This window comes from Mucilaginibacter rivuli (assembly GCF_019391655.1).
Lineage (GTDB): Bacteria > Bacteroidota > Bacteroidia > Sphingobacteriales > Sphingobacteriaceae > Mucilaginibacter > Mucilaginibacter rivuli.
In genome coordinates this window covers 158359-176534 of sequence record NZ_JAHXPQ010000006.1, presented here as the reverse complement: position 1 = coordinate 176534, position 18176 = coordinate 158359, and the positions used below count along the sequence as shown (strand labels likewise).

General features: G+C 42.8%; 13 protein-coding genes. 8 read left to right on the top strand and 5 right to left on the bottom strand.

Going from position 1 to position 18176, the window contains the following annotated elements:
- The 4 genes from KXQ82_RS15070 to KXQ82_RS15055 are packed head-to-tail and all read left to right on the top strand — an operon-like array spanning position 1 to position 1892.
- The gene (locus KXQ82_RS15070; protein WP_219489268.1) at positions 1-387 is read left to right on the top strand and encodes a DoxX family protein; all 387 of its coding nucleotides are present in this window, start codon (positions 1-3) and stop codon (positions 385-387) included.
- Positions 388-392: 5 nt separating this feature from the next.
- On the top strand, positions 393-950 hold the full coding sequence (locus tag KXQ82_RS15065; RefSeq protein WP_219489266.1) for a DUF4256 domain-containing protein: 558 nt from the start codon (positions 393-395) through the stop codon (positions 948-950).
- Between the two features lie 13 nt (positions 951-963).
- Positions 964-1290 (top strand): Imm32 family immunity protein, encoded by a 327-nt coding sequence (locus tag KXQ82_RS15060; protein ID WP_219489264.1) that lies wholly within the window; start codon positions 964-966, stop codon positions 1288-1290.
- Between the two features lie 23 nt (positions 1291-1313).
- Complete coding sequence (locus KXQ82_RS15055) at positions 1314-1892, top strand: YdeI/OmpD-associated family protein (protein ID WP_219489262.1); 579 nt, start codon at positions 1314-1316, stop codon at positions 1890-1892.
- A gap of 19 nt (positions 1893-1911) precedes the next feature.
- On the opposite strand, the gene KXQ82_RS15050 is transcribed toward KXQ82_RS15055, so the two are convergent.
- Entirely contained in the window at positions 1912-2565 is a 654-nt protein-coding gene (locus KXQ82_RS15050; RefSeq protein ID WP_219489260.1) for a metal-dependent transcriptional regulator, read from the bottom strand.
- A gap of 116 nt (positions 2566-2681) precedes the next feature.
- Here KXQ82_RS15050 and KXQ82_RS15045 point away from each other — a divergent pair, with 116 nt between their 5' ends.
- The 4 genes from KXQ82_RS15045 (at position 2682) to KXQ82_RS15030 (ending at position 12439) form a co-directional block, all read left to right on the top strand.
- Complete coding sequence (locus tag KXQ82_RS15045; RefSeq protein WP_219489259.1) at positions 2682-5144, top strand: TonB-dependent receptor; 2463 nt, start codon at positions 2682-2684, stop codon at positions 5142-5144.
- 237 nt (positions 5145-5381) lie between these two features.
- A complete protein-coding gene (locus KXQ82_RS15040) occupies positions 5382-5984 on the top strand; it encodes a trimeric intracellular cation channel family protein (protein ID WP_219489257.1) in 603 nt (200 codons plus the stop codon).
- A gap of 166 nt (positions 5985-6150) precedes the next feature.
- Entirely contained in the window at positions 6151-8229 is a 2079-nt protein-coding gene (locus KXQ82_RS15035) for a beta-galactosidase (RefSeq protein WP_369412467.1), read from the top strand.
- Positions 8230-8386: 157 nt separating this feature from the next.
- The gene (locus KXQ82_RS15030) at positions 8387-12439 is read left to right on the top strand and encodes a hybrid sensor histidine kinase/response regulator transcription factor (protein WP_219489252.1); all 4053 of its coding nucleotides are present in this window, start codon (positions 8387-8389) and stop codon (positions 12437-12439) included.
- A gap of 31 nt (positions 12440-12470) precedes the next feature.
- Here the strand turns inward: KXQ82_RS15030 and KXQ82_RS15025 are convergent, their stop codons facing one another.
- The 4 genes from KXQ82_RS15025 to KXQ82_RS15010 are packed head-to-tail and all read right to left on the bottom strand — an operon-like array spanning position 12471 to position 18166.
- On the bottom strand, positions 12471-13325 hold the full coding sequence (locus KXQ82_RS15025; protein WP_219489250.1) for a glycoside hydrolase family 16 protein: 855 nt from the start codon (positions 13323-13325) through the stop codon (positions 12471-12473).
- A 46-nt stretch (positions 13326-13371) separates the two neighbouring features.
- On the bottom strand, positions 13372-15210 hold the full coding sequence (locus tag KXQ82_RS15020; protein WP_255563674.1) for a glycoside hydrolase family 35 protein: 1839 nt from the start codon (positions 15208-15210) through the stop codon (positions 13372-13374).
- Positions 15211-15218: 8 nt separating this feature from the next.
- A complete protein-coding gene (locus tag KXQ82_RS15015) occupies positions 15219-17066 on the bottom strand; it encodes a glycoside hydrolase family 2 protein (RefSeq protein ID WP_219489248.1) in 1848 nt (615 codons plus the stop codon).
- Positions 17066-18166, bottom strand: coding sequence for a glycoside hydrolase family 43 protein (locus KXQ82_RS15010; RefSeq protein ID WP_219489246.1), 1101 nt, complete (start codon positions 18164-18166; stop codon positions 17066-17068). Before KXQ82_RS15010 ends, KXQ82_RS15015 begins: the two co-directional genes overlap by 1 nt.
- Positions 18167-18176 lie beyond the last annotated feature (10 nt).

The window sequence follows — 18176 nt, the reverse complement described above, 5'->3', positions numbered from 1 at the left end:
ATGACAAGAAGCAAAAAAATAATTTACTGGGTAGCTACCCTGTGGCTTGCATTAGGCATGGTATCAACTGGTGCTGTTCAATTATTTAAAGCTAAAACAGGAGCCGGGGGCGTAGATAGCGTTACACACCTTGGTTACCCGGTTTATTTCCTGACGATATTGGGTATCTGGAAAATACTGGGTACTGTAGCAATACTTATTCCTAAATTTACTTTGGTTAAGGAGTGGGCTTATGCAGGCTTTTTCTTTAACATGTCTGGAGCGGTATTGTCGCATATGATGGCGGGTAATGTTAATGCGGTGTTTCCGGCCTTGTTACTGCTGGTGCTCACTATAGTATCATGGTACTCAAGGCCTGCAGACAGAAAAATTATTGACCTCAACTAAATAATATGAAAAAGGAATTATCGCCGGCGCAGCGTGAAGAGCTGCTTAGTATACTGAAAACCCGTTTTGAGAAGAATATGCACCGGCATACAGGGCTTGAATGGGCTAAGGTACAAGCCAAGCTGGAAACTAACGGCACAAAGCTATTGGCAGTAAATGAGATGGAAAATACCGGTGGTGAGCCGGATGTTTTGGCTTATGATAAAGCAACGGACGAATACCTGTTTTACGATTGCTCCGCAGAAAGCCCCAAAGGCCGCAGAAGCCTGTGTTACGACCGCGAAGCACATAACGCGAGAAAAGAATTTAAGCCCGAAAACACGGTTGTTGATGTAGCAGAGGCAATGGGTATTGAGCTTTTAGCTGAAGAACATTACCGCGATTTGCAAAAAACAGGGAACTTTGATACCAAAACATCAAGCTGGATAAAAACACCTGCCGACATCAGAAAATTGGGCGGAGCTATCTTTTGCGACCGCCGCTATAATACTGTATTTGTGTATCACAACGGGGCCGAATCGTACTACGCGGCAAGGGGGTTTCGTGGTTTGTTGCGGGTTTGATAGAATATAAATAATGAAGAAATTTAAGTCGGAAATTACCGGTCATTTGGATGTTATTATTGCTAGCAATGAGGATGAATTCGAAGGGAAGATAGAAAGATGGCAAGATGTATTAATTCATGGTGATCCTGAAGGGCTAAGGTCTTTGGCTAAACTTTTAGTTAAGATAGCCAATCTGGATCAAGATAAGATAACAGATATTCCAGTAGGCGCAAGAGAACATTTTCATTTACGACCAGATATAGAATTAGGTAAAAGCTCGGTACAGGTAGTGGTAGGCCGATTAGATGCAAAAGGTACTGGTCGTTTTTATGACAAATACGAGCAAAAGAGTAAATGACCATATCCTAAATGAATAATCAAATGAATCCGAAAGTTGATTTTTATTTTGACAAAGAACAAAAGTGGCAGCATGAGATCGCAAAATTAAGAACTATCGCGCTCGGCTGCGGATTGACTGAAGAACTGAAATGGGGCTGCCCTTGTTATACCCATCAAAACAGCAACATCGTTTTGATACATGTGTTTAAAGAATACTGCGCCTTCCTGTTTTTTAAAGGAGCATTGCTAAACGATGCTAACGGCATCCTTATTCAACAAACTGAAAATGTACAGGCCGCGCGCCAGGCCCGCTTTACAGCATTATCCCAGATAGCCGATGCTGAAAGCACCCTGAAAGCCTATATTTTTGAAGCCATAGCGGTTGAGGAAGCAGGCTTAAAGGTGGAATTGAAAAAGACAAAAGAGTTTACCGTAGCCGAAGAATTTCAAATTAAACTGGATGAATTACCGGTATTGAAAACGGCTTTCGAGGCATTGACACCAGGGCGGCAGCGCGCCTATTTATTGTACTTTTCGCAAGCCAAACAAGCTAAAACCCGCGAAGCAAGGATTGAAAAATGCATCCCGCAAATTTTAAGCGGTAAGGGTTTGGATGATTAATGAGTTTGCAAGCTCTGCTTTAGCTGATCAATATGCTTTCGCTAAAGCGTTGTGAAACTGTTGTTTGGTCTTGCTCATTGATTTTGATAACCAGCGATTGATCAAACGCAATCCTTTCCAATACCTGTATCGGCGTGCCTATGCCTATGCCCAATTTTACAAGATATTGTAAAAAGGAACTGCTGGTATCGCGTACTGCTGCCACTTTACAGCTTGCACCTGTTTTAACATCTGCCAGGCTCACGGTAAACGTTTTTGGCAGCTTACCATTAGCTTTAGGTATCGGGTCGCCGTGCGGGTCATACTCCGGGAAACCCAGAAACTTATCCAGCCTGTCGGCCAATGATGCATTACTTACATGCTCCAGTTCTTCGGCAATATCATGTATTTCATCCCAATGAAAGCCCAGTTTTTCTAATAAAAAAACCTCCCATAAGCGATGTTTACGTACAATCAGTATCGAGTCTTTTAAACCTTGCTGGGTTAAACGTACCCCTTTTTTCTTATCATATTCTATCAGTTCCTTATCGGTCATTTTCCTGATCATATCTACAACCGATGCCGCGTTATTACCCAAAGCCTCTGCTATTGCTGTGGGCGTTATTTTTTCATCTGATTTTTGAGAAAGGCGGAAAATAGCTTTCAGGTAATTCTCTTCTGATAGTGTATTCATCTGGTTTATTTGGCTAGTCACAAAAATACTAAAAATTATTTCTATAAATAAAATTAGGTATACCTAATTTTATTTATTTGCTTTGTATTTATAAATTAATTTGAATAGTATAATAAATGAAAACTCTGTACCTGTTTTTTATCGCGCTGATGCCTGCCGTAACTTTAGCCCAGGAAGGCTCTTTAAAGGGCAGGCTTACAACCGGAAGCGAACCGCTGGCTTATGTTACAATAGCCTTGTCGGGAACGGGTATTGGTACCACAACTAATGATAAGGGTTATTATGAGTTAAAAAAACTGTTGCCCGGAAATTATGAAGTGAGCTTTTCTGCTATTGGCTACCTTCCCGAAAAGGCGAAAGTAATTATCCGTATCGGGCAGGTAACCTTACTTAACGGTAACCTGAAAGAGAATAATTCTAAATTGAACGAAGTAGTGGTTACCGGTGTATCCCGTGCTACCGAACTGCGCAGCAACCCTGTACCCATAGCTGTAATGACCAGGAAGGAAATGAACGAAAACGTTAATAATAACATTATTGATGCTATTGTAAAAGGCGTACCCGGAGTGAGCGCGGTAACCACAGGGCCCAATATATCAAAACCTTTCATCAGAGGCCTTGGCTATAACCGGGTGCTCACTTTATTTGATGGCATCAGGCAGGAAGGCCAGCAATGGGGCGATGAGCATGGTATTGAGGTTGACCAATACGGCATTGGCCGCGCCGAGGTGGTAAAAGGGCCGGCCAGTTTAACCTACGGATCAGATGCGCTGGCCGGTGTTATCAACCTGATCCCGGCCTTTCCGGCGGGCGGCGATAGCGTGTTACATGGCGATATAATAACTGATGTGCATTCAAACAATGGTATGATAGGTACTTCAGTTGGCTTGAGTTACCGGCAAAACGGATGGAAATACGTTTTGCGTGGTACCGCCAAAGCGGCTTATGATTATACTAACAAAATTGACGGCCCGGTTTACAATACAGGTTTCCGCGAATACAATCTTTCTGCCATGGCCCGGGCCGATAAAAAATGGGGCTACACTCAAATAGGGGCTACACTTTATGATAACCAGCAGGAAATACCTGATGGTAGCCGCGACTCGTTAACCCGCAAATTTACCAGGCAGGTAAGCGAGAGTGTTACTGATGATATAAAGAACAGGCCATTGGTAAATACCGGCGATTTTAAAAGTTACACCATATCACCCTTGCACCAGCATATTCAACATTACAGGCTATACACCCACAATGAAATTAAGTTGGGCAATGGCAGCCTCAATGCCTCGCTGGGTTTGCAGCAAAGTATCCGCAGAGAGTATAACCACCCCACGTTGCCTGAGCAGGCGGGTTTGTACGTAGTGCTCAATACCTTTAACTATGATTTGAAGTACAACCTGCCTGCTATTGGCGGGGTAGAGAGTACCATTGGCCTTAACGGGATGTACCAGGCCAACCGCAGCAAAGCTGCAACCGACTTCCCCATTCCTGATTATGACCTGTTAGATGCAGGTGCCTTTTTTTTCGCCAAAAAAACCTTTGGAAAGCTGGATCTTTCCGGCGGGTTAAGGTATGATAACCGCCATATTAACTGGAGCGATTTTTATGTAGGGCCAAACCCCGGGAACGGATTTGAGCAGCACATTCAATTAGCCGGTACGGCCGGTTCACGCTTGCAGTTCCCGGCATTTGAACATGTGTATGAGGGTTTTTCGGGTAGTTTAGGACTGACCTACAACATCAGCGAAAGGTTATTGCTTAAAGCCAACATTGCCAGGGGCTACCGTGCGCCCAATATTACCGAAACCGGCTCAAACGGCCTCGATCCGGGCGCGCATATAGTTTACCTGGGTAACCGTGGCTTTAACCCCGAGTTCAGCTTGCAGGAAGATATCGGTATTATCTCTTACCTAAAAGATGCCGATCTTATAGCGGAGCTTTTTAACAATAATATTGATAACTACATTTACCAGGCAAAATTAACCGATGCCAATGGTAATCCGGTGGTTATTGTACCGGGTAACAGCACATATCAATATCAACAGTCAAAAGCATGGTTATATGGGGCCGAATTAACCGTTAATCTGCACCCACGCGGTTTAAAATGGCTGGCCTTTAACAACAGCCTGGCCTACGTAGCGGGTATTAATCAAAACGAACAACTGATAAACGAATCAAAAGGAGCGGCTAAATACCTGCCCTTTATTCCCCCTTTACATACCCGCTCTGAGTTGAAAGTTACCTTACAACGCCGGTACGGTTGTTTATCCAAAATTTATTTAAAAACAGAAATAGAAGCTTACGCCGCACAGAACAATTTTTATGCGTTGGATGATACCGAAACCGCAACCCCCGGCTATACCTTATTCAACGTTGGGGCAGGTGTAACTCTAAAAAACAAAAAGGAGCTTACAGTGGCCGAGCTTTTTTTACAAGCAGATAACCTTTTCGATATCGCCTACCAATCTAACCTTAACCGCCTCAAATACTTTGAATATTACAATGCTTCGCCCAACGGACATTTAGGTATTTATAACATGGGCCGCAACATTAGCTTTAAAGCGGTGTTTCCGTTTTGATATTTGTTATTGGAGTTTAAAAAAAACAGGTAAAAACAGGTATTCTTTCGTTTTCGCTCCAAAGCAGGGTGGTAAATTGGTATTTTAAAAAAAACATCACTTTAGTCCTTCATAGCTAACTATACAATATACGAAACATTGATGGTATTTGGAAACTATTCCATCTATAACAAAGGTGAGTTTGCTCGCATATTGCCACAAAGTCATTTCGCTCAATTTTGTAAGTTTGCATCCTCAATGAACCTGTCTTATATCATCATCATAGAATTATTCGGCACCATTGCATTTGCAATTTCAGGCGCGGTATCAGCTATTGAGAAGAAGCTCGACCTGTTTGGCGTGCTGGTGCTGGCCTTTGTAACCGCCATTGGCGGTGGTACCATTCGTGATGTGCTTATTGGCAATACGCCCGTTACCTGGATGCGCGATTTGAATACCCCTATGGTGATACTTGCAACGGCATTGCTGGCCGTATTTTTTAAAAACAGATTAAAGCTGTTGCCAAAAACGCTTTTTTTATTTGATACGCTTGGCCTTGGCCTGTTTACAGTAACCGGTATACAAAAAGGTATCGCCATGGGTATCAGCCCCGGCATTTGTGTGGCGCTCGGTACCATTACCGGATGCTTCGGCGGCGTAATGCGCGATCTGTTATTAAGGGAAATACCTGTATTATTCCGAAAGGAATTTTACGCGTCGGCATGTATTGTAGGTGGCTCTGTTTACGTGTTATTGCTCCCGGTTTGCGGGCAGGTAATTGCCCAAACTGTTGCAATTGTTATCATCTGTGCTTTGCGTTCCCTGGCCGTTCGGTTCAACTGGCGGCTTCCATCGGTTTAGTGAGATAGGGTTTAAAGCTACCTGCAAATTATTTAATGGGCTACCCTTTGGTAACTAAATATAAAAAATCTACATAATGGCTACGCTGATTTTTTTCAGTGCAATTAAATAGTATTTTAGCACAACCAATTTCAATCCGATATTTTTTTATTCACGAATGACCTGAATGATGATGAAAAAAAGATTGCTTGTTTTAATAAATGTTATTTTAACAATTATATGTTGTAAACAAACAAGCTACGGACAAGTTCCAAAAGACCATATTTTGTTTGGCGTAGCTTATTATGACGAATATATGCCCTATGAGCGTCTTGAAAGGGATGTTAAAATGATGAAGGAAACAGGCATAAACGTGGTACGCATAGCAGAGTCTACCTGGAGTACAATGGAACCACAGGAAGGGGTTTATGATTTTAGTCATATCGACAGGGTGCTTAACGCGATGGGCAAGGCCGGTATCAGCGTCATTATCGGAACACCGACCTATGCGGTACCTACCTGGCTGGTAAAAAAATATCCTGATGTATTGGCCATTACTTCAAAAGGCCAAAATCAGTACGGGCCGCGTCAAAACATGGATATTATTAATGTTCACTTTCGTGCCTATGCCGAAAAGGCAATACGCAAAATGCTGATGCATATTAAAGATCATCCGGCAATCATCGGCTATCAGATTGATAATGAAACCAAATCTTATGGAACCAGGGGGCCAAATGTGCAGGCGCAGTTTGTGGCTTACATGAAAGTTAAATACCCATCGCTGGATAGCCTCAACAAGATATTCGGACTGGATTATTGGAGCAACCGTATAAACAACTGGGATGATTTCCCATCCGTAAACAGCAGTATCAATGCCAGCCTTACGGCAGAGTTTGCCAAATTTCAGCGTGCTTTAGTTACCGAATACCTTGGCTGGCAGGCCAATATGGTGCGGGAGTATAAAAAGCCCAACCAGTTTATTACCCAGAATTTTGATTTTGATTGGTGGGGATATACTTATGGTATACAACCGGAGGTAGATCATTTTGCGGCAGCTAAAGTACTTGATGTTGCCGGTGTTGATATTTACCACCCATCGCAGGATAAACTTACGGGTGCCGAGATCTCATTTGGCGGCGATGTTGGAAGATCTATGAAAGGAGGGCAAAACTACCTGGTAATGGAAACACAAGCGCAGGGTTTCCCGGAATGGCTTCCTTATCCGGGCCAGTTACGCCTGCAGGCTTTCAGCCACCTCGCATCGGGTGCTAATATGGTTTCTTACTGGCATTGGCATTCCATACACAATTCCGCAGAAACCTATTGGAAAGGCTTGCTCAGTCATGATTTTGAACCTAATCCAACTTACCTGGAAGCGCAGAGCACAGGCGCGGATCTCAAAAAGATCGGCCCGCACCTGGTAAACCTTAAAAAAACAAATGAGGTAGCCATATTATTCAGTAATGAAGCGCTAACTGCTTACAATTCTTTTGGACCGGGCAATTATAACGGCATACTTAGGCCAATGTATGATGTGTTTTATAATATGAATATCGGGGTTGACTTTATAGATCCGTCAAGCAAGGAAATGGAAAAGTATAAGCTAATCGTTGTACCAGCTTTATATGCCGCTCCCGATAGCTTATTGCAACGTTTGAACCGTTTTGTAAAAAATGGCGGGCATATTGTATATACCTTTAAAAGCGGCTTTGCCGATGAGCATAATAAAGTAAGGGCCGTTCGCCAGCCGGGCATTATCAGTGAAGCTTGTGGTGTGTACTATAGTGAATTTTCCAGGCCCGAAAAGGTAACGCTAAAAGATGACCCGTTTCATGTTGGTAATAACCAAAACTATATTGATAAATGGATGGAACTTGTTGTACCAACAACCGCCAAAGTATTAGCATGGTATGATCATCCGGCCTGGGGCAAGTACGCAGCGGTTACACAGAACAGCTATGGTAAAGGAGTGGCTACGTACATAGGCTGTGGCACCACCGGGGCTATCACACAAAAGATACTGGAGGGGGCAGTGAAAGGTGCAGGACTTTGGGGGAAAGACCAGGCACTGCAATTTCCGTTGATAGCCAAGTCCGGGATTAACCAACAGGGTAAAACAATTCATTATTATTTCAATTATTCTGCTGCGGAGAAAACATTTGTTTACCCATATAGTAATGGTACTATGCTGTTAAGCAATGAAAAAATAGTTGCGCAAAGCCAGGTAAAATTACCAGCCTGGGGATTCATGATTGTTGAGGAGTAACAGATGCGATAATGCTGTTATGAAAAGCGAATATGTGAAAATATAAATTATTGAGTGTGATAGAAAGAGTTAATATGCTCATTGTGGGGAGTACTTCGTTATGCGGTTTAAAAAAGGTAATTTTGAGTACCAATTTAATTTTAATAACTATACTTATTTGAAATCAACATTTACTTGCATCGTCGGGTTTGTGCTAATGGTATGTGGTGTGCTGGTTTCTCCGGGTGCATCAATGGCGCAGGATCGTCCTGTTAAATACCTTGGTATAGAATCGGGGCTGTCAAATAATTCTGTTACCAGCGTTCTGCAAGATCAATTCGGATACATATGGCTTGGCACTTATGATGGTGTTAACCGTTACGATGGCTACGATTTTAAAACATTTCACAATGAGTGGGGCGATCCCCATTCGCTTATCAACAACCACATTAAATCGGTAGCTATTGCAGGTAACCGCATGTTTGTTGGAACTGAAAAGGGGCTGATGTACCTCGATTTTACCGATTCGAAATTTCATTCATTATATTTTGCCGGAGCTGATAAACAACCCACAAAGATCGATTTTATTATCAACCAGGTTATAGCTGATCGCGAGGGGAATATATACGCGGGTACAGGTGCTAATGGACTGATAAGATTTCAGGGTACAGATACAGTTGGTATAATAGTGCCACTTAAAGCTTCTAAACCCAATTACTCAGCGCAAGCAATGGCGCTTGATGGTGCCGGCCACATGATGCTATTTATAAATGGCAAAGGTTTGGGGCTATACAACGCTAAAAGTAAAAGCATTTCGCTTGTCAATAAAGACCTGCTATTAGCTGGTTGTATGATCATTGATAATAAGAACACGGTGTGGATAGGTACCAGTAATGGAGTTTATACCTTTAAAGACCACCGGTTAACGAGGTTTGATGACGAACAACATCATTTGTCAGCTACCAATATCTCATGTTTGTACCAGGTAAGCAATGGCGATATATGGATAGGTACCAATGGTGCTGGTATCAATATTTGGAATCCTGAGAAGGGCAATATCCGCTACCTTGTTCCCGGAGAATCACAAACATCGCTTAGGAGCGGAGCTGTTTTTGGTATCTTCGAAGATAAGGAGAAACGGATTTGGATTGCTACCCTGCGTGGAGGAGTAAATATTATAGACAGCAGGCCGGTACGTTTTGTTAATTATACCTATGATGCCGCAAATAAGTATGGCATCCCCAATAATTTTGTCCGTTCTTTTTGCGAGGACGAACTGCATAATGTTTGGGTTGGTTTTGACGGTAGCGGACTCTCTTACTGGAACCGTAAAACGGATACATTTTCCAGTTATCCCCACCCGGGCGCCGGTACCGTAGGCAGCAATTTTGTGGTGAGTATAGTTAAAGATTACCAAAACAAGATATGGACAGCCACCTTTAACGGGGGAATTGATGCACTTGATAAAAAGTCGGGAGCATTTAAACATTATACCTGCCTAAAGCCGGGTACAAACATTGAAGAAAAAAACTTTTGGAACTTATACGAAGACAACGCGCATAACCTTTGGGCGGGAAGCACCTGGGGCGGAACAATATACCATTACAACCGCGCGAGTGATCGCTTTGAAGTGCTTGACCCCGGATTAGCTGATATCCACGCCCTGTATGTTGACCATTCAGGAAGAATGTGGGGTGGCGATTACAGACGCTTGATTTTATTAGACCCCATTAAAAGAAAACATAAATCTTTTTTTGTAGGACAGGCTATACGTGCTATTACTGAAGATCATAACGGGCAACTATGGGTTGGTACCGAAGGCGGGGGCTTATTAAAATTTGAACCTGCTACGGGGCGTTTTAAACGCTATACAAGTACCGATGGATTACCGAGCAACTCCGTGCTCACTATTTTGGTAGACGAACGAAATAACCTGTGGTGCAGCACGTACCACGGGTTGGCTAACCTTAATACAGCTACCGGAAAATTTACCAATTATTTTGCTTCGGATGGTTTGCAGAGCAACCAATTTCTTTATGGTGCCGCGCTGCGCCTCAGTTCAGGGGAAATGATTTTTGGAGGTATAAAAGGCCTCAGTCTTTTCAATCCCACAAAAGTGGCAGCATACGTACATGTTCCTACCTTATTGCTAACCGATTTTAAAATAAATAACGTGTCGGTAGCTGATAATGCCGATTATTCGGCCCACCAACCCTTAAATGCGTTGAAAGAGATCGAGATCCCATATGATCAGGCATCGCTGGCACTAAGCTATACCGCACTGGAATATTCGTATCCCGAAAAGATAAACTATGCTTATTACCTTGAAAATTGGGATCACAACTGGAATTATGTTGGCAAACTTAAAACCGCATACTTTAGCCGGTTGAACGAAGGTCATTATGTGCTTAAAATCAAATCAACCGATACGCAGGGTATATGGAGCAAACCCTATGTGTTGCGTATTACTGTGTTGCCACCCTGGTACCGTACATGGTGGGCATACCTGTTTTATATATGCTCTGTAAGTACCATAGTTTACTGGATATGGCTGTATCGCATCAGGCAAACACGCTTGAAGTACGAAGTCACTATCGCTAACCTAAAGGTTGAGCAGGAGAAAGAAGCTAACGAACGCAAACTTTCCTTTTTTACCAACGTATCACACGAGTTTCGTACACCACTTACATTGATCATCAACCCGATCAAAGATATGTTGAAGCTGCATAAAGCTCCGGGCGACGAACTTAATATCGTATATCGTAATGCCAGCCGCCTGCTTGGTTTGGTTGATCAGTTGCTCATGTTCCGCAAATCTGAAAGTGAAAATGCCGATGTTAAGGTTAGTGTACTCAATTTTACCGACGTTTGCCGCGAAATATATAACTGCTTTACTCACCAGGCTAAAATTAAACTCATTAATTATACTTTTGAAAGCACCGAACCCGAAATTGAAATATTTGCTGATCGCGAAAAGATCGAGATCGCTTTGTTCAACCTGATTTCGAACGCGATAAAATTTACACCACAAAATGGCAATATCACAGTTACGGTAAAGCAAGATAATGAATCGGTATATTTCGAAATAGCTGATAGTGGCATTGGGATATCTGCCGATGTTGGCGAAAAATTGTTCGATAAATTTTACCAGGTGAAAGATCCGAGTTCGCTCAAAACCGGTTTTGGTATTGGCCTTTACCTGGTTAAAAACTTTATCGAACTACATAAAGGAACCATCACTTTCCACAGTACTTCGGGCGAGGGAACTACATTTGTATTGTGCCTGCCAAAAGGTAATGCTCACCTGGCGGGCTACCAAATGGTGGAAACTACACCGGGCAAAAATTCTTATGTTGAAGAATTGATCGATGCCGACTCGACGGAAGCGGTTGCGCCTGAAGAACCTGTTGCAAACGATATCGAATTGATGATATCAACCGCACAGTCCATTCTGGTTATAGATGATGATGTGGATATTCGCGATTACATTAAAAAAATATTTGAACGGGATTATACCGTTTATGAAGCGGAAAATGGAGCGATTGGATTAGACCTGATCAGAAAAGTGCTCCCCGACGTAGTGATCAGCGATATCAACATGCCAAACCTTACCGGTTTAGAACTTTGCCGCCTCGTTAAACAAGATTCACAGCTTAGCCATATCCCCATCATCCTTTTAACAGGCGAACAAGCCCCTGAGATGAAATTACAAGGGATTGAAGAGGGCGCGGTAGATTTTTTAAGCAAGCCTTTTGATAAAGACCTCCTTGTGGCGAGGGTTAAGGGTATTATCAAAAATAAAAAAGAGCTTCAGCATTACTTTTTTAATGAGGTTACACGCAAAAACAATAGCCGCAACATTTCTGAAGAGAACAAACAGTTTTTGTATAAGTGTATCGATATCATTGAGAACTCCCTGCTCGACCCGGTGCTGGATGTGAATACCATAGCCGATAAAATGGGGATGAGCTATTCAAACCTTTACAAAAAGATCAAAAATGTAACAGGGCAATCCATCAATGGCTTTATCCGTTTTGTACGGCTCCGTAAATCGGCTGAGTTGTTAATCGAAACTAATTGCAATGTTAACGAAGCTGCCTTTAGGGTAGGCTTTAGCGATGTGAAATATTTTAGGGAGAACTTTAACAAACAGTTTGGCCTTAATCCATCCGAATTTATCAAAAAACACCGTGTTAATTTCCAAAATACACCCGAAAAAGTAAAGAAGTAGCACAGGCTACTTCTTTACTTTTTGTATGGGTTTAAGGGTGGTTTTTTTGATAAACCCTTACATAATCAATGGCAAACGTTCTGGGGAATTGAGTTGGGGTAGGGTCTCCGCCATTATCTCCGCCTAAAGCCAGGTCGAGCAATATGTAATGCTCCTGCATAAATGGGTTAAAATTGCTGCCATCCTGGTTTATAATATCCTGCATCTTCGCATCCTTTAAAAGTAAGCCATCCACGTATAGCCTGATGCCTGTTTCGTCCCAATCCATCTCCCATACGTGGAATGCTTTGCTCCACTCAGCGCCAAAATCAACAACTGGTTTTGCAGAACTATTATACACCGCCTTATATTGCCTGTTGGTTCCAAAAATAACATTGGCCAAGAGCTTGCCACGGTAATATTCCATAATATCTACTTCGCCGCTGGATGGCCATGGTTTGTGTTCGCCCAAAGTCCAGAAGGCTGGCCATAAACCGGCGTCAATATCTATCCGGGCACGCATAATAAAACGCCCATATTGCCAGTTATGCTTTTTGTGGGTGTTCATACTGGTTGATGTATAATCGATAAACTCCCTGTTGGTTCGCCAATCGGTGCTCCCGGCTACATAATTTGGATTAGGCAGATGCACCCGTTTTGCTTCGATAATGCACAACCCACCTTTACAAAAGGCATTATCCTGCTGATACCATTGCAATTCGTGGTTACGTTTAAAGCCGGTTTCAAAACTCCAGTTTGCTGTATCGGGATGACCATCTTTATTAAACTCATCCGACCAAACTAAATGATAACCCGGTAAGTCATTCGTTGGGTTTTTGGATTGCCCATCAACATATTGTGAAAGACCACAAAATACGAATGCACATAACGCAATTTTTAAACTCATAGTAATTCAAACATAATCATTGCCCGCATTAATTTCATCCGGATCATTATTGTTGCAGATCCAATATCGGTTTTGAAAGTGATGATAATTCATTTTGGTCACTTTTCAGTAATTCAAGCACCACTACTTCATTATTTCCTTTTTTTAACCATTCCGCAGGTACATATAAGGTTTGCTGTGCGCCAATGCTCCAGTACTTACCAAGATTATGCCCGTTTATCCAAACCACACCTTTGCCCCATTTGCGCATATCCAGGTAGGTATCGGCAATAGTAGTCAGTTCAAAAGCTCCCTTTTTAACAACAGGCGCGTCAGTATCGGTCATTTTATATTTTAATTTGGATACATCTGAAAAGGGTAGGCTATACATATTCCAGCCCAATAGTTCTTTACCACCCAACATCACTTGTTTGGTAATGCCCTTTTTATTTTCTAAAAGGTATTTACCGAAATTGATCCTGCCCATATTCTCAACCAGAATATCAAGGGTCACTGTTCCTGCAGGTATCGTTATCGCTAAACTATCCTGCTTCAATCGCCTGTCCAGTATTCCCGCCCTTTTACCATTAAGCATAATGATTGCGTAATCACGCAGGGCCGAAATCTTCAATACTCCGCTTTTGGCGTTTTCTAAAGTGGTACGGTAAAGTACATAACCGTAATCCTGGTTCATATCTTCGAAAGTTAGCGGATGTTCGCTTTTACGTGCAACAGGTAGGTTTTCTGTTAATGCTCCGGAGCCTGTTAGCTTGATGCTTTCTATAGCCATGCTTGGTTTGGCTGCAGGTACTTCGGGTAAATTTGTCCCTGGTGGTAAATGTTTCGCTATTACATTTCTGAAAGCCATAAATTTTGCAGTAGCATTGCCTGCCTCGTCAAGCGGGGCATCGTAATCATAACTGCTGGTTTGCGGTTCGTAAGGCGAAGTATCTTTATAATTTGCACCATTCATAAAGCCACGCGTTGTACCGCCATGAAACATGTACATATTGATAGAAATACCTGCTGTTAAAACAGAGTCAAGAGGGCCTACATACTTAGATGCCGGTACAGTATGGTGCTTTGTTCCCCACCAGTCAAACCATGCGGGGTACCACTCGGCAATATAATACGGGCCTTTACCGCCGTGATTATCATTCACCAGTTTTTTCACCTTTGCGGGATTGTCAATACCGTTAACAGCAGGTAATAAACCAGGTAAATGGCCTTTGGCTACATCGTTTGCCGGGTCGCAGGTATAAAGCAAACCATCAAAACCGGCTTCTTTAAACAGCGATTCGTTGATCGTTAAATATTCTTTATCGGCGGCGTACGAGCCATATTCATTTTCGATCTGAACCATCAGAATATTACCGCCATGGTTAATTTGCAGGGGGGCCAATTGTTTGCCTATCTCGATAATGTACTTCCGGTATTCATCCAAATATTGTTTCTCCTTGCTGCGAACGATGAGGCCTTTTTCGTTTTGCAGCCAGTAGGGGTAACCTCCAAACTCCCATTCAGCGCACACATAAGGGCTTGGGCGAAGGATCACCCACAAACCTTCCTGTTGCGCTATTTTTACAAATTCGGCTACATCATTATTGCCCGAAAAATCAAATTTGCCTTTTTGTGGCTCATGCAGGTTCCAAAAAACATAAGTGCCTATAGTATTTAAGCCCATTGCTTTCGCCATTTTCATACGTGCGCGCCATGCTTCGCGCGGCACTCTGGGGTAATGCATTTCCCCGCTGATCATCTGGAAAGGTTTTCCGTCCAGCATAAAGTCCTGGTCGCCAAAACTAAAACTGTGTTTGGTTTGGGCTTGTGCGTATAAGCTACCTGCCAGCACTAAACAGGCTAACAGTTTTAAGAATTTTTTATTTAACATGTTATCTCTCTTCATTCGGTTTATTATTTTGATGTTTTGGTTTTCATTTCGTTATAATAGTTCTGCATAATGTAAAAGGCCTTTTTCTTGTTCCCCTTATCATCATACAAACCCTTGCGGTTCCATCCTTCCTGGTATACAGGATTATTTCGTTTTGGCGAACGGAAATCATTTAACACCCATGGCGTAATACCTACAAAATTATCGGGCATACGTTTCAGCATGGCTACCTGCTCTTTAAAATACCATTCCTGGTATTCTTCGCTAAAGCGGGTAAGCGAATCGGCATGAAAACCGCCTTTTGCACCGCCTCCTGTTTCGCTGATGAATAAAGGTTTATTATAAGGCGTGCTCCAGCTGGTTTTGCGGCATTGGTCGGGCAGGCCGCCATACCAGCCTAAATATTCGTTAAAGGCAACCAGGTCAACAAATTCGCCCAAGGGATCGTCAACCACGTTCACATTTTTAAGCGAGGCATAGTTCACTTCAAGGGCTGCAGATATCATACGTGTATTATCCAACTCTTTTGCTTTTGTGATCAAACTGTGCATAAAATCAGTCCTGGTTTGGCTTATCGGTGTTTCGTTTCCTACAGACCAGATAATGATAGAAGCTCGGTTATGGTCGCGGGTGATCATTTCCTGCAATTGTGCTTTGGCTTTATTTAATACTGCATTGCTACCAAAATTGATGGTCCAATACACCGGGATCTCCGACCATACCAATATCCCAAGGGAATCGGCTAGGCGGGTGATCGCCTCATCATGTGGGTAATGCGCCAGCCTAACCATATTACAGCCTAATTCCCGGGCCTGGTTTAAGAGTTGTTTGGCATCATCCGGGCCAACCGCACGTCTAACATCCTGTGGTATTTCGCCGTGGATACAAATGCCTCGCATAAATATTGGCTTACCATTTAATAGTACCTGTTTTCCAAAGGCTTCAATGGTGCGGAACCCGATCTGATCATCCACCACATCGGCACCAGCCGAAACGCTTACATGGTATAGTTTAGGGTGTTCCGGCGACCAAAGTTTGATTTTAGGAAGTTTGAAATTTATTGGAGTAATATCACCCGTAGCTGCCAGCTGTTTTTTGAATTTTAACTCGGGAATGTTAATCGTGATGATCTCGCCGGCCTTTATGTTTTTTGACTTTACCCAGCCCTCTGCATCAGGTGTAACTGCAGGGATTGCACCCGGTACAGGCTTTTTTAATTGGATAACAAAGTCTTGTATAAAGCCGGTTGGAACTTCTACAACCTTAACATCGCGGGTAATACCGCCATAGTTCCACCAATCTGTATTAAGGGTCGGCACTTCGTCGGCACCACGTTTATTGTCTACTTTCACAACAAGAAAGTTTCCCTTTTCTTTCAGCAAGCTATCGGGTATAGCAAAGTTAAACGGTGTAAACCCGCCAATATGCATTCCTAACTTTTTGCCGTTCAGGTAAACATCTGCGCGGTAATTTACAGCACCAAAATACAGGTAATAATTGCTGTTGGAGTTTTCGCGATGATAATCGAAAGATTTTTTATACCAGATAGTACCTTCATAATACAGAAACTCGGGCTTTTGATGGTTCCAGGCGCCGGGCACCTGGATGGTATATTTATCAATATATCCGTGTTCCTTTTTTTCGGTCTTGTTTTTCTGCACATCGGTATTCCAATAAGCATCGCCATTATTTTCCTTTAATTCCTTAAAACGGTAATCGTAAAAGCCCGTTTCATAAGGATCAACAATATATTGCCAGGCTCCGTTGAGCGATAGCGCTTTCCGGTTACCAATGGAAGTGATCAGGCTTTCTTGTGCAAATGAGCTTGCGAATAAAAGCAGCCAGCATGTTGTTAAAAATATTCTTTTCATTATTTATTAAATACATCAAGGTTCCATTTATCTACCCAACTAATCTCAATATCATCGCCTTTAAAAGTGATAGGTAGCCACAGGTAACGCCCGTCAATAGCGTCTTTAGGTGTCCATTTATCTGCAATAAAAATAAAGGCGTTTTTTTTACCCGTTACCGGCAACACATAAGTGCTTTGCCCACCAAAAGTTATTTCGGCGCCTTTGCCAACGCAAGGGTTGCCGTGATAGGTCCATGGACCATAAATAGATTTAGCAGTAAACCAGCGTGCAGGGTTAGGCGCCCAGCCTGTAGTACCCGAGCCTATCATATAATAAATACCGTTTCGCTTAAAAATTGCCGGAGCCTCAGTTTGGTGGCCTGCATATACCCTTGAGAATTTACCGGTATGCCCGGTATAATCGTCAGTCATTTCGGCAACATCCAGTGTGAAATTCTCTTCAGCCGAAAAAATATGGTAAGCCTTGCCATCGTCATCAATAAAAACGTTCATATCCCGGGCCATCTGTCCACCCGGCACATCGCGACAGAAAAAGCCTTCGCTCTTATTCTTCGGCTGAGCGCAATCCAAAATTTCAGCCTTATCGGTACCGGGAGGATAATACGGCTGAAAGCCTGCATTTGGCCTGTAGCTTTTTACAAAAGTATAAGGCCCGGTAACTTTATTACTGGTTGCCACACCCGCGCGGGCGGCTTTATAACCCTGGCCAAGCAACTCCAGGTGGAACCACATTACATATTTTTTTGTTTTAGCGTTGTACACAACTTTTGGCCTTTCCAGTATGCAGCCCTTTGCAATATCATTTGCCGGGTCTTCTGATACGCTTAACGCGATGCCTTCATCTTTCCAGTTGTACAGGTCTTTAGATGAATAGCAATGCACCCCAACCATTGCCCGGTTGCCTGCTCCGCCGGCAATTTTGTGCTCTCCAAACCAATAGTATATTCCACCTTTATAAAGCAAACCACCACCGTGGGCATTAATATGCACTCCTTTATCGTCGGGCCAAAGTGTGCCCGGCGTAAAATCTTTATTTTTTTGCTGCGCGTAGGCTGCCCCAAACAGGATAAGGAACAAAAAGGCCAATTGGTACTTCATACGTTTCACT